At 64.4% G+C, this 18,201-nt stretch carries 14 protein-coding genes; 8 read left to right on the plus strand and 6 right to left on the minus strand.

Going from position 1 to position 18,201, the window contains the following annotated elements:
• Window positions 1-36: 36 nt before the first annotated feature.
• The 3 genes from prfH to HTA01S_RS20040 form a co-directional block, all read right to left on the minus strand.
• The gene (prfH, locus tag HTA01S_RS20030) at window positions 37-669 is read right to left on the minus strand and encodes a peptide chain release factor H (RefSeq protein ID WP_068174514.1); all 633 of its coding nucleotides are present in this window, start codon (window positions 667-669) and stop codon (window positions 37-39) included.
• Window positions 666-1,817, minus strand: coding sequence for an RNA ligase RtcB family protein (locus HTA01S_RS20035; RefSeq protein ID WP_068174515.1), 1,152 nt, complete (start codon window positions 1,815-1,817; stop codon window positions 666-668). Before HTA01S_RS20035 ends, prfH begins: the two co-directional genes overlap by 4 nt.
• 365 nt (window positions 1,818-2,182) lie before the next feature.
• Window positions 2,183-3,205, minus strand: a complete 1,023-nt coding sequence (locus HTA01S_RS20040) for an AraC family transcriptional regulator (RefSeq protein WP_068174517.1) — start codon at window positions 3,203-3,205, stop codon at window positions 2,183-2,185.
• A gap of 107 nt (window positions 3,206-3,312) precedes the next feature.
• On the opposite strand from HTA01S_RS20040, the gene HTA01S_RS20045 reads away from it, so the two are divergent.
• From HTA01S_RS20045 to vapB, 7 genes are all read left to right on the plus strand, one after another.
• A complete protein-coding gene (locus HTA01S_RS20045; protein ID WP_068174519.1) occupies window positions 3,313-4,935 on the plus strand; it encodes an FAD-binding protein in 1,623 nt (540 codons plus the stop codon).
• 40 nt (window positions 4,936-4,975) lie between these two features.
• The gene (locus HTA01S_RS20050) at window positions 4,976-5,854 is read left to right on the plus strand and encodes a bile acid:sodium symporter family protein (RefSeq protein WP_068174521.1); all 879 of its coding nucleotides are present in this window, start codon (window positions 4,976-4,978) and stop codon (window positions 5,852-5,854) included.
• A gap of 44 nt (window positions 5,855-5,898) precedes the next feature.
• A complete protein-coding gene (locus tag HTA01S_RS20055; protein WP_068174522.1) occupies window positions 5,899-7,569 on the plus strand; it encodes an acetolactate synthase large subunit in 1,671 nt (556 codons plus the stop codon).
• Window positions 7,570-7,789: 220 nt separating this feature from the next.
• Window positions 7,790-8,242 (plus strand): GNAT family N-acetyltransferase, encoded by a 453-nt coding sequence (locus HTA01S_RS20060; protein ID WP_084236362.1) that lies wholly within the window; start codon window positions 7,790-7,792, stop codon window positions 8,240-8,242.
• A gap of 187 nt (window positions 8,243-8,429) precedes the next feature.
• On the plus strand, window positions 8,430-10,241 hold the full coding sequence (locus tag HTA01S_RS24875; RefSeq protein WP_084236341.1) for an ATP-dependent nuclease: 1,812 nt from the start codon (window positions 8,430-8,432) through the stop codon (window positions 10,239-10,241).
• Window positions 10,241-11,974: a UvrD-helicase domain-containing protein gene (locus HTA01S_RS24880; RefSeq protein WP_084236343.1), complete on the plus strand. Its 1,734-nt coding sequence runs from the start codon at window positions 10,241-10,243 to the stop codon at window positions 11,972-11,974. Before HTA01S_RS24875 ends, HTA01S_RS24880 begins: the two co-directional genes overlap by 1 nt.
• Before the next feature lie 173 nt (window positions 11,975-12,147).
• On the plus strand, window positions 12,148-12,381 hold the full coding sequence (gene vapB, locus HTA01S_RS20065; protein ID WP_068174525.1) for a type II toxin-antitoxin system VapB family antitoxin: 234 nt from the start codon (window positions 12,148-12,150) through the stop codon (window positions 12,379-12,381).
• A gap of 22 nt (window positions 12,382-12,403) precedes the next feature.
• Here the strand turns inward: vapB and HTA01S_RS20070 are convergent, their stop codons facing one another.
• The 3 genes from HTA01S_RS20070 to HTA01S_RS20080 all read right to left on the minus strand — a co-directional run bounded on the left by HTA01S_RS20070 (window position 12,404) and on the right by HTA01S_RS20080 (window position 16,326).
• Window positions 12,404-14,053, minus strand: coding sequence for a vWA domain-containing protein (locus tag HTA01S_RS20070; RefSeq protein WP_084236345.1), 1,650 nt, complete (start codon window positions 14,051-14,053; stop codon window positions 12,404-12,406).
• Between the two features lie 191 nt (window positions 14,054-14,244).
• Complete coding sequence (locus HTA01S_RS20075; protein ID WP_245638153.1) at window positions 14,245-14,733, minus strand: pilin; 489 nt, start codon at window positions 14,731-14,733, stop codon at window positions 14,245-14,247.
• A gap of 60 nt (window positions 14,734-14,793) precedes the next feature.
• On the minus strand, window positions 14,794-16,326 hold the full coding sequence (locus tag HTA01S_RS20080; protein WP_068174527.1) for an AMP-binding protein: 1,533 nt from the start codon (window positions 16,324-16,326) through the stop codon (window positions 14,794-14,796).
• Window positions 16,327-16,435: 109 nt separating this feature from the next.
• Between HTA01S_RS20080 and HTA01S_RS20085 the strand changes: the two genes are divergently transcribed.
• Window positions 16,436-17,995, plus strand: a complete 1,560-nt coding sequence (locus HTA01S_RS20085; RefSeq protein ID WP_068174529.1) for a bifunctional aminoglycoside phosphotransferase/ATP-binding protein — start codon at window positions 16,436-16,438, stop codon at window positions 17,993-17,995.
• The last annotated feature ends 206 nt before the right edge of the window (window positions 17,996-18,201 follow it).

Consider the following 18,201-nt stretch of genomic DNA (forward strand, 5'->3'; position numbering starts at 1 on the left):
CGTCCACCGAAGTGGGTCAACTCCACTTCTGCGGGTCTACACCTCCACAAACCCCTCCCCCCGAAACGCGCGCGCCGCGTTTCCGCGCTCCACGCCATGGTGCTGCCGCCAGCGTTGGTTGCGGGCCGCGCTGGCGGCGTCGTCTGCCTGGGCTGCCAGCTTGTGCGCCAGCAGGGCGCGCGCGAGGCGTTTGTTGGCGTGCTGGCTGCGCTCGGTCTGCACCTTCACGCTCAGGCCGCTGGGGACGTGCGTGGCGCGCACGGCCGAATCGGTCTTGTTGACGTGCTGGCCGCCCGGGCCGCTGGCACGCAGGGTTTCAAAGCGCAGGTCCTTGTCGTGCAGCGGCTCGCCGGTTGCACCCGGCGCATCGGTCTCAAAGACCTCCACGCCAATGAACCAGTTCTTGCGTTTGTGCCCCGGCCGGTACGGGCTGGCACACACCCACTGCACGCTGCCGCACCAGCGTTTGGCCAGTGCATCGGCGGCATCACCCTCCAGCGCCAGCAGCACCGAGCGGAAGTTGCCCGGCACCTCACTGGGCACATGCTCCAGCAACTCGGCCTTGATCTGCGCGCCGTCGCACTCGCGCAGCAGTTGCGCCAGTGCCTTGCGCACGGCCAGACAGCATTCCTCAGGCCCGGTGTTGGCCGTCAATTGCAGCAAGATCATTCGCAGCACTCCCCACGTGTCTTGTAGGTCAGCACCGGCCTGGTCCGTGCCAGCAGCTCGATCAGCCCGGCGCCCACCAGAACCTGCACCACGCTGTCGATGCCCTTGTAGGCCTGCGGCGCTTCCTCGTAAATCAGTTGGCGGTCGTTGCAGATCACGCGGCTGCCCAGCGCTGTGCGTCCCATCTGCGTGGGCGTCATCAGCTTGAACAGGCGGTCCTTGCAGGCCGAACGAATCCACTTGCGGCCCGCGCCATGCGCCAGCGACCACAAGCTGTCGTCGTGGCACCCGGGCGTGGGGCGCACCAGGTAGCTGTAGTCCCCGCGCGAGCCGGGGATCAGCACCGGCCCGGCGTCCGACGGCGTCGCGCCCTTGCGGTGCAGCCAGCCGGCCTGCCCGTCGATGACGGACGGCGCCACGAAGTTGTGGTGCACGTCCAGCACGCAGCGACTCTCGGCCCGCACATTCGCCAGCAGCCGATGCGCCACCAGCGTGCGGTTGCAGCGCGCGTAGCGCATGGCCGCGTCGTGCTGCGTCAGATAGCTGGCCGCCTCGGGCGTGTCGGCCTCCAGACCGCGGTGCCCGAAGGCATCGACATGCTGGCGCAGGATGCGCTCACCCAGGCCCCGCGAGCCGCTGTGCACCAAGAGCAGCAGACGCTGCTTGTCAATGCCCAGCGCAGCCAGCGCCTCGGGCACATACACCGTGTCCACCTGTTGAAACTCCGCGAAGTGGTTGCCGCCACCCAGGGTGCCCAACGAAGCCTCGTGGCCGCTGGGCCGCACATCGGCGTCTGACATGGCCAGCGCCCGCGCGTCCTCATCGTCCATCGGTCCGTCGATGTTGCCCACGCGCTTCTCCAGCTTGTCCAGCCGGACCGCGCTCGCCTGCAAGTCGGTCTGCCACAGCGCCATGCCGCAGCCGATGTCGTTGCCCACGAGCGCGGGGTAGAAACGCTCCGCCGAGAAAAACGCGGCCCCGACCGGGTAACCGCGACCGGGGTGCAGATCGGGCATGCCAGCCACGCGCTGCATGCCCTCGAGTTGTGACGTGGTGATGAGCTGCGCGATGGCCGCGTCCTCCATCCACGTCGTGTCGGACACGAGCACGCAGGCGCGCTCCGACAGCTTCTTGACAAAATTGCCCATGAAGAATCCAGATTCAAAAAACGTTGAAACCGGACCGGGACAGACGCGCGCGCACCACGACCACGCCGCCAACGCTTTCGCGTCAGGCAGCGCCGTGGGGCGCGGAACAAAAAGTGGGGGAGGTTTGACCGACGGTTAAACCGAAAGCCCCGCCACCGCTGACCCAGCCCACAGGGAGGTCGTGTTCTTTTGCATGTTGATCTCCGGTTGAGGGGGTTGATGGGTGGGGGTTGCTGCGCTCAGGTGATCGTTGAAGATCACGGCCAAACCGCAGGGCACGAACTGTAGCGGCTGGCGCAGGAAATGGAAACGCCAACGGCGAGTATTGACGTCTTTTGGCGACACAGCACCGGTGCCCCAACCCCCTACCGCCCCCGCCACTGCGCCGGCGTCTTCCCCGTCCAGCGTTTGAAGGCGCGCCAGAAGGTGCTGGGTTCGGCGAAGCCCAGGCTGTGGCCGATGTCGGCGAGCGCGCGCTGGGTGTGGGCCACGGCGTGCAGGGCGGCGTCGCGTCGGGCTTCGTCCAGCAGGGTGGAAAAGTCCAGGCCCTGGGCCTGCATGCGCCGCGCCAGGGTGCGCGGGCCCAGGCCCAGCATCTGGGCGGCGCGTTCGCGGCTGGGCGCCGGGCTGGCCTGGCCGCTGGGGTTTTGCAGCTGGGTGTCGAGCCAGCGGCGCAGGTCTTGCGCCAGGGTGTCGCGCTGGGGCGGCGTGAGCGCCGCCAGCCGGGCGGCGGCGTACTGGTGGTGCAGGTGGGCCAGTTGGGCGTCGGCCTGGGGCAGCGGGGTGTCCAGCACGGCGTTGTCCAGCAACACGCCGCTGAAGGCCTGGTCAAACTCCACCGGGCACTGAAACACCTCGCGGTAGCCGCCCAGCGGGCCCAGCGCCGCCTGACTGAACTGCACCTTCAGCGGCCGCACCGCGCGGCCGGTGACCCAGCGCGAAAACGCCACCACGGCGGCCAGCACCGCCTCGATCTGGTGCGGGCTGAAGGCCAGCTCGCCCTGGCGCGGGTGGTACACCACCCAGCTGGTCTGCGCGCCCGCGATCACCTGGAACCGCCCGCCGTCGCTGATGAGGCGCTGGTATTTCTGCACCACCGCGATCGACTCGCGCAGCGTGGGCGACGACTGCAGCAGGTAGCTGACCACGTTGAAGCTGGCCGGCCCCACCACCGCGCCGGCCTTGAGGCCGAAGCCGGGGTCTTGCGTGCACCGCACCGCCGCGCGCCACAGGCGGGTGATGTGGTCGATGGGCCAGCGCTCGGCCTGCAGCTCGGCCGGGGCGATGCCGGCGGCGGCCAGCACCGCCTCTCGCGACACGCCCTGGCGCTGCGCCGCATCCAGCACCGTGTTCACCCAGCTCATGGAGACCGTGGCCTGTGAAGTCAATCGTGTTGTCCTGCAAAGTCAATCGCTGGCGATGATAGACGGCTAACGTGTGCTCCAGCAAGCGGGCGCCCCAAAGGCCCCGGCACAACAGCGCAAGGAGACAAGACATGGCAGAGCGTTGGTTATCCGATGTGGTGGTGGCCGGAGGTGGGCTGGCCGGCATCGTCACGGCGCTGGAAGCGCTGCGCGCGGGCCAGAGCGTGACGCTGGTGGACCGCGACACGCCCGAGCGCTTCGGCGGCCTGGCGCTGTGGGCCTTTGGCGGCATGGCGCTGGTGGGCACGCCGCTGCAGGCGCGCATGAAGATCCCCGACACGCCCGAGCGGGCGCTGCGCGACTGGCTGCGCTTTGGCGAACTGCCCCCCGACGACGAGCACGCCCTGCAGTGGGCGCGCCACTACGTGGAGCATTCGCGCACCGGGGTGTACGACTGGCTGCTGGGCGAAGGCGTGACCTTCATGCCCGCGGTGAACTGGGTGGAGCGCGGGCTGAACGGCGACGGCAACAGCCTGCCGCGTTACCACATCGTCTGGGGCACCGCGCGCGAACTCACCCGCCGCCTGGTGGCCGCCCTGCGCGAGGCCGGCCAGGGCGGGCGCCTGACCGTGCTGCACGGCCACCGCATCACCGCGCTGGAGCAGCAGGCCGGCCAGCTGGCCGGGGCGGTGGCGGTGGACGAAGCCAGCGGGGCCGAGCTGCACCTGCAGGCGCCGGTGGTGGTGCTGGCCATGGGCGGTATCAACGGCAGCCACGCGCAGACCCGCGCCAACTGGCCGCCAGACCGCCCCCTGCCCGCCACCCTGCTCAACGGCGCCCACCCGTTCGCCGACGGCCGGCTGCACCACTGGGTGGCCGACCACCTGGGCGGGCACATCGCCCACGCGGGCGAGATGTGGAACTACGCCGCCGGCTTCCCCCACCCCTTCCCGCATTTCGAGGGCCATGGCCTGTCCAGCATTCCCTGCAAATCGGCCCTGTGGCTGAACCACCGGGGCGAGCGCATCGGCCCCGAGCCGCTGGTGACCGGCTTCGACACCCACTGGCTGTGCCAGCGCGTGGCCGCGCAGGAAAAGCCCTGGACCTGGCACCTGCTGAACTGGCGCATCGCGGCCAAGGAGTTCGCCATTTCGGGGGCCGAACACAACCAGCGCATCCGCGACCGGCAGATGCCGCAGTTCCTGAAAGAGACGCTGCTGGGCAACCACCGCCTGGTGCGCCAGATGCAGCGCGAGAGCCGCCACTTTCTGGTGGACGACACGCTCGCCGGGCTGGCCGCGAAGATGAACGCGCTGACCTGTTCGCACGACATCGACCCCGCCACGCTGCAGGCCACCGCCGACGCCTTCGACGCCAACTTCGCCCACGGCAACCGGCTGCACAACGACGACCAGATCCGCCGCATCCAGCACGCCCGCCAATGGGGCCCCGACCGGCTGCGCACCTGCAAACCCGCCCCGCTGCAGATGCGCGGGGCCGGGCCGTACATCGCCGTGCAGATGCAGCTCATCACCCGCAAGAGCCTGGGCGGCCTGCGCACCGACCTGCAAAGCCGCGTGCTCGATGCGGCGGGCCAGCCCATCGCCGGCCTCTACTGCGTGGGCGAAGCGGCCGGCTTTGGCGGCGGCGGGGCCAACGGCAAACGCTCGCTGGAAGGCACGTTTCTGCCCGGCTGCATCCTCACCGCGCGGGCCGCGGCGCGCTCCATCGCCGCCGGACGTGCGGCCGGCTGAGCCATTCTTTCGCTCCCCAAAAAAATAGCCAGGAGACTCCATGCAAGGTGACGTGATTTCGGGCGTGATGCTGCCGCTGATACTGGCTTTCATCATGTTTTCGCTCGGCCTGGGGCTCACCCCCGCCGACTTCCGCCGCATCCTGGCGCAGCCGCGCGCGCTGCTGGTGGGCGTGTTGTGCCACTTCGTGCTGCTGCCGCTGGTGTGTTACCTGATGCTCACCACCCTGGGCATCACGGGCGTGTTCGCCGTGGGCTTCATGATCCTGGCGGCCTGCCCCACCGGCAGCACCTCCAACCTGCTGACCTACCTGGCGCGTGGCGACGTGGCGCTGGCGCTGAGCTTCACCGCCGTGGCCAGCGTTATGACGATCTTCACCCTGCCCTTCGTCGTCACCTGGGCGCTGGGCCACTTTCTGGGCGCGGCGCGCGCAGTGAACGTGCCCGTGGGCCTGATGATGGGCCAGGTGGCCCTGGTACTCGGCGTGCCGGTGAGCCTGGGCATGTGGGCGCGCCACCGCTGGCCCGCCCGGGCTCAGCGCTTCGAGCCCACAGCCACGCGCGTGGCCACCGTGCTGTTTGTGCTGATCGTGCTGCTGGCCGTGGTGAAAAACTGGGCCCTGCTGCGCGACAACTTCGCCTCGCTCGCGCCGTTTGCGCTCGCGCTCAACATCACCATGCTCTGCCTGGGCCTCGGGGTGGCGCGGGCGGTCCGCCTCTCGCGCCGCCAGTCGGTCACGCTGGGCATCGAGACGGCGGTGCAGAACGCCGCCCTGGCGCTGGTGATCGCCAGCAGCGTGCTGAAAGACGACGCCATGGCCATACCCGGCGCGCTGTACGGCGTGCTCATGTACGCCGGCGGGCTGGTGTTTGCGCTCGCCATGCGGCGCTTTGCCAACACGCAGCCCCACGCCGCCTGAGCAAACCGCCCCCTTTTCGCATCCACCCCGCCCAGGAGACCCCCATGCCCAACGGCGCACAAGCCCTCATGAAAACGCTGGTGGACGCCGGCGTCGACGTCTGCTTCACCAACCCCGGCACCAGCGAAATGCACTTCGTGGCAGCGCTCGACCACGAGCCGCGCATGCGCGCCGTGCTGGCCCTGTTTGAAGGCGTGGCCACCGGCGCGGCCGACGGCTACGCCCGCATGGCCGGCAAGCCCGCCGCCACCCTGCTGCACCTGGGCTGCGGCCTGGGCAACGGCCTGGCCAACCTGCACAACGCCCGCAAAGGCCGGGTGCCGGTGGTCAACATCGTGGGCGACCACGCCACCTTCCACACCGTTTACGACGCCCAGTTGCAGTCCGACATAGAAACCGTGGCCCGCAACGTGTCGCCCGGCTTCGTGCGCACCTCGCAAACCACCGCCGAACTCTGCCGCGACGCGGCCGACGCCATCACCGCCGCGCGCGGCCTGCCCGGGCAGGTGGCCACGCTCATCTTGCCGGCCGACGTGTCGTGGGGCGAAGGCGGCGAGCCCTGCCCACCGCCGCCGCTGCCCCAGCCCGAAGCCGCCAGCGACGCCACGGTGAGCGCCATCGCGCAAGCCATTTCGCAAGCCGCGCGCTCGGGTGGCAAAACGGCCTTTCTGCTCGGCGGCCAGGCGCTGCGCGAGCCCGGCCTGCTGGCCGCCGCGCGGGTGGCCGCGCACAGCGGCGTGAAGCTGCTGGCCGAGGTGTTCCCCACCCGGCTGGAGCGCGGCGCCGGCCTGCCACCGGTGGAGCGCATCGCCTACCTGGCCGAAATGGCCGGCGTGCAGCTGGCCGAGGTTCAACACCTCGTGCTGGTGGACGCCAAGGCCCCCGTTTCCTTCTTTGCCTACCCCGGCAAAAAAAGCGACCTCGTGCCCGACACCTGCACCGTGCACACCCTGGCCAGCCCCGAGCAAGACGCCGTGGGCAGCCTGCACAAGCTCGCCGCCGCCCTGGGCGCGGCCCAGGCCCAGCCCGCGCTGCAAGCCGCGCAGCGCCCCGGCCGCCCGCGCGGCAAGCTCAACGCCGCCAAGGTCTGCAAAGCCGTGGGCCACCTGCTGCCCGAACACGCCATCGTCATCGACGAAGCCATCACCTCGGGCCTCATGCTCTCGGCCATGACCGCCGGCGCGCCGCGCCACGACCTCATCACCCTCACCGGCGGCGCCATCGGCCAGGGCCTGCCCAACGCCGTGGGCGCCGCCATTGCCTGCCCCACCCGGCCCGTGCTCGCGCTCATTGGCGACGGCACCGCCATGTACACCCTGCAAGCGCTCTGGACCATGGCGCGCGAGCAGCTCAACGTCACCTCCATCATCTTCAACAACGCCTCGTACTCCGTGCTCAACGTGGAGCTGGAGCGCGTGGGCGCCACCGAGGCCGGCCCCAAGGCCAAGTCGCAACTGGACCTGCACGGCCCGGTGCTCCACTTCGCCCAGCTCGCCCAGGGCATGGGCGTGCACGGCGTGCGCGCCACCACCACCGAAGACTTCTTGAAAGCGCTCGAATACGCGCTGGCCCACCCCGGGCCGCACCTGATTGAAGCGGTGGTGCCCGAATCGCTCAGCGGCGCCAAGCGCAAGCTACTGCCCTGGCTGCTGCGCTCCCTGCCCAATCTGCCCCAGCCCGTGGCCCAGGCGCTGAAACGCAAGATCGCGCCGTAAAGGCCCAAGCCGACGCGAAGAAGAAAGAAGGCACCAACAAGGCACAAACGCCAGCGCGGCGTGTGCCAAATCACGCACACCCGGGCCCATACCCCTTGCTGTACGGGTAACAAGACGTACAGAATGGCTCCCAGAAAAAACCACATCAGGGAGCCCTGTGGACATCCGCATCGACCGCGAACTCACGCACCCGCAGGTGATCGCCCTGCTGGAAGAGCACATGGCCGGCATGCACGCCGAGTCACCCCCCGAGAGCGTGCACGCGCTCGACCTGAGCAGCCTGCGCCGCCCCGAGATCACCTTCCTGACCGCGTGGCGCCGCGGCGGCAATGGCAACGGCGATGACTCCCAAGATCAGCTGTTGGCCTGCGGCGCCATCAAAGAGCTGACGCCCAGCACCCCCACCCAGGGCGGGCACGGAGAGATCAAGTCCATGCGCACCGCCGCCCGCCACCTGCGCCAAGGCGCCGCCCAAGCCGTCCTCACCGAACTGCTCGCCATCGCCCGGCAACGCGGCTACGCCCGCGTGAGCCTGGAAACCGGCACCACGCCAGGATTTGAAGCGGCGGTTGCGATGTACCGGAAATTCGGGTTCGTGGATTGCGGGCCGTTTGCGGATTACCGGGAGGATCCGTTTAGTCGGTTTATGACGAAGGCACCGGATGGGTTATGAAAGAGATCCACGAATATCAAGGCGTGCAAGACAAGACTTTAATCCGACCAAAGGCCTCTGCATTTTTGAAAATATTGGCCTCATAAAGAGCAAATATGACTACCGATCTATCTTAAATTTTCGCCACACCACGCCCTCTAAAACCTTAAATCAAGACTTGATAACAAACACATAAGAAAGAAACGCAATGCGAATCACAAAATTAAAAGTTGAAAATTTTCGCGGAATCAAAAATGGCGGGCTATTAATACCATCCCATGCTGTCATGGTGGGCGACAACAACATTGGAAAATCCTCAATATTGGAAGCAATTGATTTAGTTCTTGGCCCTGAGAGATTGTCACGTCGACCAGTTATTGATGAACACGACTTTTATGCCGGCCAATACATCAACAATGAAGGAACGCCCATTTCTATTAACATCGAAGTGGTCGTTTCAGATCTAAGCGAAGATCAGACCAGACACTTTCGCGACCATATTGAATGGTGGGATGAAGAGATTCAAGCACTTCTTGATGGCCCCCCACCAGAGGGCACAGATAAGCCCTCTGTAAAACCTGCATTACGCGTTGGTTTTACAGGTAGTTATGACGCAGAAGAAGACGATTTTATCGGATCAACGCGCTTCATGTCTCCTCCTAAAGACGACGGAAGCTATGATTCATTTAAGACTTCAGACAAAAGACTATGCGGTTTTCTATATCTCAGAACATTACGAACAGGGAGCCGGGCTCTAAGTCTTGAGCGTGGTTCCTTACTGGACATTATTCTAAGATTGCAAAAGGATAAGAGTTTCAAAATCTGGGAAGAAATATTGGAGCAACTCCGCATCCTACCTGTCGCAGATAAGCCTGAATTTGGAATAAGTGAGATCTTGTCAAGCGTGCAATCTGCGATTCGGGGATTTATGCCTGCCGACTCCTTCAGCAGTCCTCATATGCGAGTATCTGACCTCACCAGGGACACGTTGCGTAAAACACTGACTGTATTCATGGAGACCGGGGCAAAACGTGAGGATGGCACCGAATATGCCGCGCCTTTTCAACATCAAGGTACAGGCACTATAAACACGTTGGTGCTGGCATTGCTTTCACTAATCGCAGATCTTAGGCAGAATGTTATTTTCGCCATGGAGGAGCCGGAAATTGCAATTCCCCCTCACACACAAAAACGGATCATTGATGGAGTCCGAAAGAAGTCTGCTCAAGCCATTTTTACCTCCCACTCGCCATATGTGCTTGAGGAATTCAAGCCAGAACAGGTGTTAGTTTTAACTCGAAACAATGGCATTCTATCTGCTGTCCCCGCCACATATCCCCCATCAGTTAAACCCAAGGGGTATAAGACAGAAGTTCGAAAGCGATTCTGTGAAGCATTGCTTTCCCGCAGAGTTCTGATCGCCGAAGGCAGAACTGAATACGACGCCTATCCGGCTGCCGCCCGTCGATTGCACGAGCTACATCCTGAAAAATTCCGCTCTCTCGAAGCATTAGGGGTCGCTATTATTGATGCAGAGACAGATTCCCAAGTTGCGCTATTGGGAGAGCACTACAAAAAGCTGGGGAAAATTGTTTTTGCCGTCTTCGATCAACAGTCTCCAGAGCAGCGAGCCGCAATTCAAGCCACCATCAAATATCCTTATGAGGCAGCTGAAAAGGGGTTTGAAAACGTCTTATTGAATGGAACAACTGAGGTTGCCATCCGACGATATGCCGCAAGCCTGATAGATGATGGAGAGTGGCCAACCCACCTCATATCGAAAACACCTACAGCTGCAATGCCTTATCCAGATCTTCTCGCAAGCATGCGTGATTTCTTCAAATGGGCAAAAGGACATGGTGCAGCAGCGGATTTCCTGCTGTCTTGCTCACAAGAAGAAATGCCAAAGTTCATAGTCGATACACTTATCGCAATTCAAACTGTGATCGAACCAAAAAATATTGAAATTGGAATTGAGGCAATGGCGAATATTGACCCATTCTCCGGGTCGGCTACCTAATGAACGCCATCATTGAGCTATCTGAATCAAGAAAGGCCTTATTGGCCACAACGGGAAATGCCATCGTCCTAGGCGGACCTGGCTCGGGAAAAACGACGATAGCACTCCTCAAAGCCGATCAGGAGATCCGGTCAGGGGCACTGAAGCCGGGTCAACGGATACTTTTCTTAAGTTTTGCGCGAGCTACTGTTGCCCGCGTGGCCCAACATGCCGAAAAGCTACTCTCCTCAAAGGACTTCGCGTCACTGGAGATAAATACCTATCACGGATTCACTTGGAACCTTCTACGTAGTCATGGCTACTTGATACGAGATGGAAGATCGATCAATCTGTTGCCCCCTCCAGAAGCAGCAGCGCGACTATCAACATTCAAGTCGCAAGAAGATCGACTAAATGAAAAGCGACGACTATTCATTGAAGATGGCCTTCTTCATTTCGACCTATTCGCAGAGACTGCAGCGATTCTTCTGACTCGCAGCAGATCATTACATCAAATCATTTGCGATGCATACCCCATCATTATTTTGGATGAATTCCAGGATACAAACCGAGATGAATGGTCATTAATACGTTCAATCGGACAACAAAGTCGTATTCTTGCTTTAGCAGATGCAGAACAGCGTATTTATGAGTTCCGAGGTGCAGATCCGAAGCGGATAAGCGAATTTATTGCAGATTTTTCGCCTTGTACATTTGACTTTGGATCGGAAAATCATCGCAGCAATGGCACAGATATTGGCACCTTCGGCAACGATCTCCTCACCAAATCGAATATTGGAAGGAAATATTCAAATGTTACGATTGAATCATACGGATTTTATCGAGGACGCAATCATCTTTTCCCATTGAAGGCTGCGGTACTTAAGAGCCTTCGAAGACTCGTCAAAGATAGCAAAAATCAGTGGTCACTTGCGATTTTAGTCCCAACAAAACAGCTAATGCTACAGACCTCTGATTATTTGAGCGCGGACACTGATGGCTTTCCCTCGCTCAATCATGATGTTGCTCTTGATACCGAGGCACCATCCTTGGCTGCAGTTCTTATCGCGTCATTATTGGAAGGTGGTCTAAGTTCTGCAGAAATTGCGCGGCGACTTGTCAGCAACCTATGCGTTCATATTCGTGGACGTAAAGGGGCGAAGCTACCAAATCAAACCGAGCTAGATTTAGTCAATGCCATGGACGGTTATTTAGCTTCCGGCACAATCAAAGGACCGAAGAGAAAAAAAATCATTGAAGCTGCTAAAGAGGTAGCGCAAGCACGGTTTGATCTATACCTTTCCGGCGATCCTGGCATTGATTGGCTTACAATCCGAAACCTACTTCATTCAAGTGGTGTCGACGTAATCCAGCAAGTAGCCGCAGACGCGAAATATCTTAGACTTCTGCACAAAGGTGCTGCCTTGCGTTCCCGGCTTAATGAACTTTGGCGGTCAACAGGCACGTACTCTGGTGCAGAGATTGCGGTTCGAGACGCACTCCTTCAAGAGCACTTTTCCGCATCCCTGAGGGATTGGAAAGGAATCCATGTGATGACTATTCATAAATCCAAAGGTAAGGAGTTCAGTGAAGTAATAGTTTATGAAGGCACTCATCAAGGAAAAATTCTTCGAGGTAATGCCACCGAGACTGAGAGCGCACAAGCATTGCTCGCATTACGAGTTGCTGTGACTAGGGCCATGAAGCAAGCAACGATTCTGACCCCATCAACTGATCGGTGCCCGTTTCTCTAATCTTGGCAGCTACCGAGCAATCCCTGCTACTGGCGCGGCGGCGGCACGAGGTCAACTCTTGCCTTTGCCCCTTAACCGAGCCGCAAGGTCGGCGTGCAGGCCCTGTTGGGGCATCGGTGGCGCATCGCGCGACGGCGCCATATACCCGCGACATATCCCACCAGGAGGCAGTCATGAGCATCACCACCGTCTTCACCAACAACCGTTCGCAGGCCGTGCGCCTGCCGGATGACGTGCGACTGCCCGAAGGCGTCAAAAGAGTGCAGGTGCGGGCGCGCGGCATGGACCGCATCATTTCCCCGGTCGGCCACACCTGGGACGCGTTCTTTTTGAACGGGCCACAGGCGTCCGACGACTTCATGGCAGAACACGCCACGCAAGAACAAGCCGAGCGCAAATCGTTCTGAAGCACGGCGCGAACTGCCCGCCTCACTTGGCCAGCGCCTGCGCCAGCCCGGCCAGGCGCAGGAACTCGCCGCGGTAGCCGAACCGGTCATGGCCCAGACTCCCCGCCGCCAGTGCCCGTGCGTCCGCATAGGTCCAGTCGCCCGTGTAGCGGCCGCCGCGCAGCACCTGCCCGAAGCCGGCCACCGCCGTCGCGAAGCGGAACTCCGCATCCGCCTGGTCCAGCGGCCGCATCGCCTCGTGGCGGATGGGCGTCTCCATCAGCTCGCTGGCGCTGCGCCCGGGCAGCTTGTAGCGCAGGCGCAGGTGGGCCAGCTCGGTCGTGTGCGCATCGCCCGCCGGGCCGGCGGAGCCGTAGCGCAGCGGGTCGATGGCGCCGCGCGCGCCCGTGAGCGTGAGCTCGTACAACGCCGTCACCGTGTGCCCGGCACCGATGTCGCCTGCATCCACCTTGTCGTTGTGGAAGTCCTCGCGCCGCAACTGCCGGTTCTCGTAGCCGATCTGGCGGTATTCCTGCACCAGCGCCGGGTTGAACTCGATCTGCACCTTCACGTCCTTGGCGATGGTCGCCAGCGTCGAGCTCATTTCGCTGACCAGCACCTTGTGGCCTTCCATCAGGTTGTCCACGTACGAGTAGGCGCCGTCGCCCACGTCGGCGATCTGCTCCATCAGGGCCTCGTTGGTGTTGCCGGTGCCAAAGCCCAGGGTCGAGAGCGAAATGCCGGAACGGCGCTGCTGCTCGACCATCTTCTTGAGCTGCTCGGTGTCGGTCATGCCGATGTTGAAGTCGCCGTCGGTAGCCAGCAGGATGCGGTTGATCCCGTCAGGGATGAAGCTCTGCTGCGCGGCGCTGTAGGCCAGTGCGATGCCCGACGCGCCGGCCGTGCCGCCGCCCGCGCGCAGCGCGTCAATGGCGGCCTTGATGGCCACCTTGTCGGCGCCCGAGGTCGGCGGAAGCACCACCCGCGTGCCCCCGGCGTAGGTCACCAACGAAATGCGGTCCACCGGCCGCATCTGATCCACCAGCAGCTTCAACGACGATCTGAGCAACGGCAACTTGTCCGCGCTCTCCATCGAGCCCGACACATCCACCAGGAACACCAGATTGGCCGGCGGCAGGCTCTGCTTCGCCACGTCCTGCCCCTTGATCGCCACCCGCAGCAGCACCCGCTGCGCATTCCACGGCGCGGGCGCCAGCGCGGTGTGCACCGCAAACGGCCGGCCGTCGCGCGGCAGCGCGTAGTCGTAAGGGAAGTAGTTGATCAGCTCCTCCACCCGCACCGCATCGGCCGGTGGCAGTGCGCCGCCGTTGAGCAAGCGCCGCACGTTGCTGTAGCTGCCCGTATCCACGTCCACGCTGAATGTGGACACCGGCGCCTCGGCCACGCGGTGGATCGGGTTGTCGCTGATCTGGCCGTAGCGCTCGTTCGACGGCTGGTCGGGCATGGGCATGGGGGCGGGCATGTGCATCGGCATCACACGCATGCGCGCCACTTTGCCCACCGCCTGCGGGGCAGCGGCAGCGGCCTGCGCCGGGGTGGCGGGCGCGACGTCGGTCCGTTCCGCCAGCGGCTCGGCCGGTGTGGTGGCAGCAACGGGAGCGCTGCTGGAACAGGCGGCCAGCTGGGCCGCGATCAGAACAACCAGCAGCAAACGGGGACCGGTAGGGGACATGGTGGGGGCTCCTGTGAATGAAAGGGATACCCCGACTGAAACGATGCAGCAGCCCGAACGGGGTTAAAGCGCGCTTGCCTCGTTCGTAACAGAACGCACATGTTCCCGCGCCGGTGGCGGGCGGGGCCTTCAAAGACCCTGGTGACGAAGTCGCCCGAGGGCGTGTTCATCACTTCTTCCGGTACCGCCAACTAAACGCAGTTCACCGGTAGGTGGGCGGGAAGAATGTCGGTCTTGTCGGTGCCCAGCGCCTTCATCTTGTCGGGCGCCTTCGCGTGGCCGCAGACCCAGGCCACCGGCACGATGGGCGTGTCTTCCACCACGGCGGGGCGCAGGGTCAGCGTCTTGCCCTGCAGGGCGCCATTGGCGCGGTTGCCGAACACGATGTGGATCGCACCACCCTCCACCGTGACCGACTTCACCACGTTGTTGACGATCTTCTCGGGCGCTGGCAGCCCCGCGCTGGCGTTGTCGTCGGGCATGGTCTTGGTGGCGGCCCAGGCGGCAGCCACCGGCTCTTTGGCGATCTTCGCCAGCGGCATGGCCTCGACGATGTTTTCGCGGATGTACTTGCTGGCCAGGTTGGGCACGGCCATCAGCGCGAGGATGGCGATGATGGCCACCACGACCATCAATTCGATCAGCGTGAAGCCGCGGCGGCGGGTGTTTGAAGTGTTCACAGGCGAGCGGGCGATCAAGCGCCGGGTGGGGATGGTGGCATTCTGCGGCATTCGCTTGGGCTACCCACCGGCCACCCGCTCCCGCAACACCGTCTTCAACACCTTCCCGTAGTTGTTCTTCGGCAGCGCGTCCACGATCTCGTACCGCTTGGGCCGCTTGAAGCGGGCGATGTGGTCGAGGCAGAAGGCGTCGAGCGTTTTTGAACTCAGCGCCGCGCCCGGCTGCGGCACCACGAAGGCCACCACGATCTCGCCCCACTCGGGGTCGGGGGCGCCGACCACGGCCACTTCGGCCACGCCGGCGGCGGTGAGCAGCACCTCTTCCACCTCGCGCGGGTAGATGTTGCTGCCGCCGCTGATGATGAGGTCTTTGCTGCGGTCCTTGAGGGTGAGGAAGCCATCGGCGTCCAGCGCGCCCATGTCGCCCGTCCAGAGCCAGCCGCTGCGGATGGCGGCGGCGGTGGCATCGGAGTTGCGCCAGTAGCCGGCCATGACGCTGTCGCCCTGGATCAGCACTTCGCCCACCTCGCCGGGCGGAAGGGGTTCGCCGCCCGGCCCGGCCACGCGGATGCACACGGGCGTCTGCGCCACGCCCACGGAGGCGATGCGCTCGGCGTGGCGCGGGTGGGCGGCGTCGGCCAGGTGCGCGCGGCTGAGCGCGGTGCCGACCATGGGGCTTTCGCCCTGGCCGTAGATCTGCACGAAGCGCGGGCCCATGGTGCGCAGGGCGCGCTGGATGTCGGCGGCGTACATGGGCGCACCGCCGTAGACGATGGTCTTGAAGCTCTGGCCGCACTGCTCTGGCGTGAGGCCCGCCGCCTCAGCCTCATCGACGATGCGTTTGACTATTGTTGGCGCGGCAAAGAGTGACAACGGCCCGAGCGCGCGGCCCAGTGCAAACAGCTCGGCCGCATCGAAGCCGCCCGAGGCGGGCACCACGTGGCGCGCGCCGGCCATGAGGTGCGGGATGGCGTAGAGCCCGGCCCCGTGCGACATGGGCGCGGCGTAGGCGATGGCGTCACCCGAATCGACAGCGTCCACGTCGTTGAAGTAGGTCAGCCCCATGGTCAGCAGGTTGCGGTGCGTGATCATCACGCCCTTGGGGCGGCCGGTGGTGCCGCTGGTGTAGAACAGCCAGGCGGTGTCGGTGGGGGCCCGCTCTTCAATGGCGGGCAGGGCTTCGCCTTCCTCAATCCAAGCGTCGCATTCGGCGCTGTCGGCGTCCATCACACCGTCCAGCCCGGTGAGCGCGGCGGGGTCGGGCGCGATGTCGCTGGTCACGAACGCCCAGCGGGCGGCTGAGTTCTCCGCGATCCACTGCACTTCTTTCAGGTGCAGCTTGGCGTTCACCGGCACCACCACCAGCCCGGCCCACCAGGCGCCGAACAGCAGTTCCAGGTAGCGCGGGTGGTTGCGCATGAAGATCAGCACGCGCTCGCCGGGCAACAGGCCGGCAGCCCGCAGGCGAGCGCCCACTCTCGCGGAGCGCTGCGCCCACTGTTCGTGTGTGGCCACGGGCTGGGTGCCGCTGAAGATGGCGGGGCGCTGCGGGTGCTCCAGGGCCTTGCGCTGCAGCAGGTTGGCGAGGTTCATGGGTTTGTCTCCAGAGGCGGGCTTGTGATCGCCACGATAACGCCGCGCAGGCGACACGGCTGATGCACATCAGACACGCGCCGCGGCGCCTTCGCATACAGTGGCTCGCATGCCCGCCCTGCCCCCGCTCATTCAAGCCCTGCTGGACCCCGCCCTCTACCCGCACCCGGTTGAGCGCGTGGAGCGCGTGGAGCTGATGGAGACGCACGGTGCCTGGGTGCTGTTGGCGGGCGAATTCGCCTACAAGATCAAGAAGCCGGTGCGTTTTCCCTTCATGGACTTCAGCACCCTGGCCCTGCGCCGCGCGGCCTGCGAGACCGAGATTCGCGTGAACCGGCGCTTCCAGAACCTGGCCCAGCCCGCCACGCAGCTGTACCTGGGCGTGTTGCCCATCGTGGGCACGCCCGGGCAGCCGCGCTGGGGCGAACCCGGCACGGGCAACGGGGCGCAGGCCATCGAGTTCGCGGTGCAGATGCGCCGCTTCGACGAAGCGGCCCGGCTCGACCACCTGTGCGAGCGCGGTGCGTTGACGCCCGAGCACATGGCCGGGCTGGCGCGGCGCATGGCGACGTTTCAGGCCCGGGCCGCCGTGGCCGAAAAAACCCAGCCCTGGGGCCATCCCACTGCGGCCATGCGCTGGCCGCGCGACAACTTCGACACCCTGCGCAAGGCCTTGGCCGACCCCGCCGACGCCGCCCTGGTGCGCGAGCTGAGCGACTGGACCGAGCAGCGCTACAACGCCATTGAGCCACTGCTCTCGCGGCGTCGCCAGAAGGGCCGCGTGCGCGAGGGGCATGGCGACCTGCACCTGGCCAACCTCGTGCTGATCGAAGACGAGGTGTTGCCCTTCGACGCGATCGAGTTCAACGACGCGCTGCGCTGGATCGACGTGGCCAACGACATGGCCTTTGCCTGGATGGACCTGCTGGCCCACGCCCGCCCCGGCCTGGCCAATGTGCTGCTGAGCGCCTGGCTCGACGCCAGCGGCGACGTGTCTGCGCACACCGTGTGGACGTTTTTTGCCAGCTACCGCGCCGGGGTGCGCGCCAAGGTGGCGGCGATCCGGCTGGGGCAGCTGGGCGGCGAAGGCAGCTCACCAGAAGCCGACGCGTGCCTGGCCGAAGCCCGGCGTTACCTGGCGCTGGCACGTGACATCGCCCACCCGCCCGCGCCGCGGCTGCTCATCACCCACGGCCTCTCGGGCAGCGGCAAGACCTGGGCCTCCAGCCGCTGGCTCGCCGCGGAGGCCAGCGGGCGCGCGATCCGCCTGCGCTCCGACGTGGAACGCAAGCGGCTGCACGGCATGAGCGCGCTGGCGGCCAGCGGCTCAAGCCTGAACAGCGGGCTGTACACCGCCAAGTCGCATGGCGACACGTATGGCTCGCTGCTGTCGCGCGCGCGCATGCTGCTGGCCGACGGCTGGACGGTGCTGGTGGACGCGGCCTTCCTGCGCGCGGCCGAGCGCGCCGAGTTCGCGGCGCTGGCGCAGGGCGCGGGCGTGCCCTTCCACATCCTGGCCTGCGAGGCGCCGGTGGAGGTGCTGCGCCAGCGCATCACCGAGCGGCAGGCACGCGGGGCCGATGCCTCTGAGGCCACGGTGGAGGTGCTGGAGAAACAGCTGGGCTGGCTGGAGCCGCTGGACGCGAACGAGCGGGCGCGGGTGATCTGAGACCTGAGACCGCCGTCCTGTCATGTCTGACAGGTATCAGCGTCGGCGTTTTCAGGTACGATTTTTCCGCACAAGGAGGGGCGAACGGGAAATGGCAACCATTTCCCCCAATCATTTCATCCATCTCATCATCGCCCCCCCAATTCCGTGACACGGCATTTCAGCCGAAGGGAGGGGCGGCCCGCTGACCAACCGAGCAACTCCCA

Origin of the sequence: Hydrogenophaga taeniospiralis CCUG 15921 (genome assembly GCF_001592305.1) — a bacterium.
Lineage (GTDB): Bacteria > Pseudomonadota > Gammaproteobacteria > Burkholderiales > Burkholderiaceae_C > Hydrogenophaga > Hydrogenophaga taeniospiralis.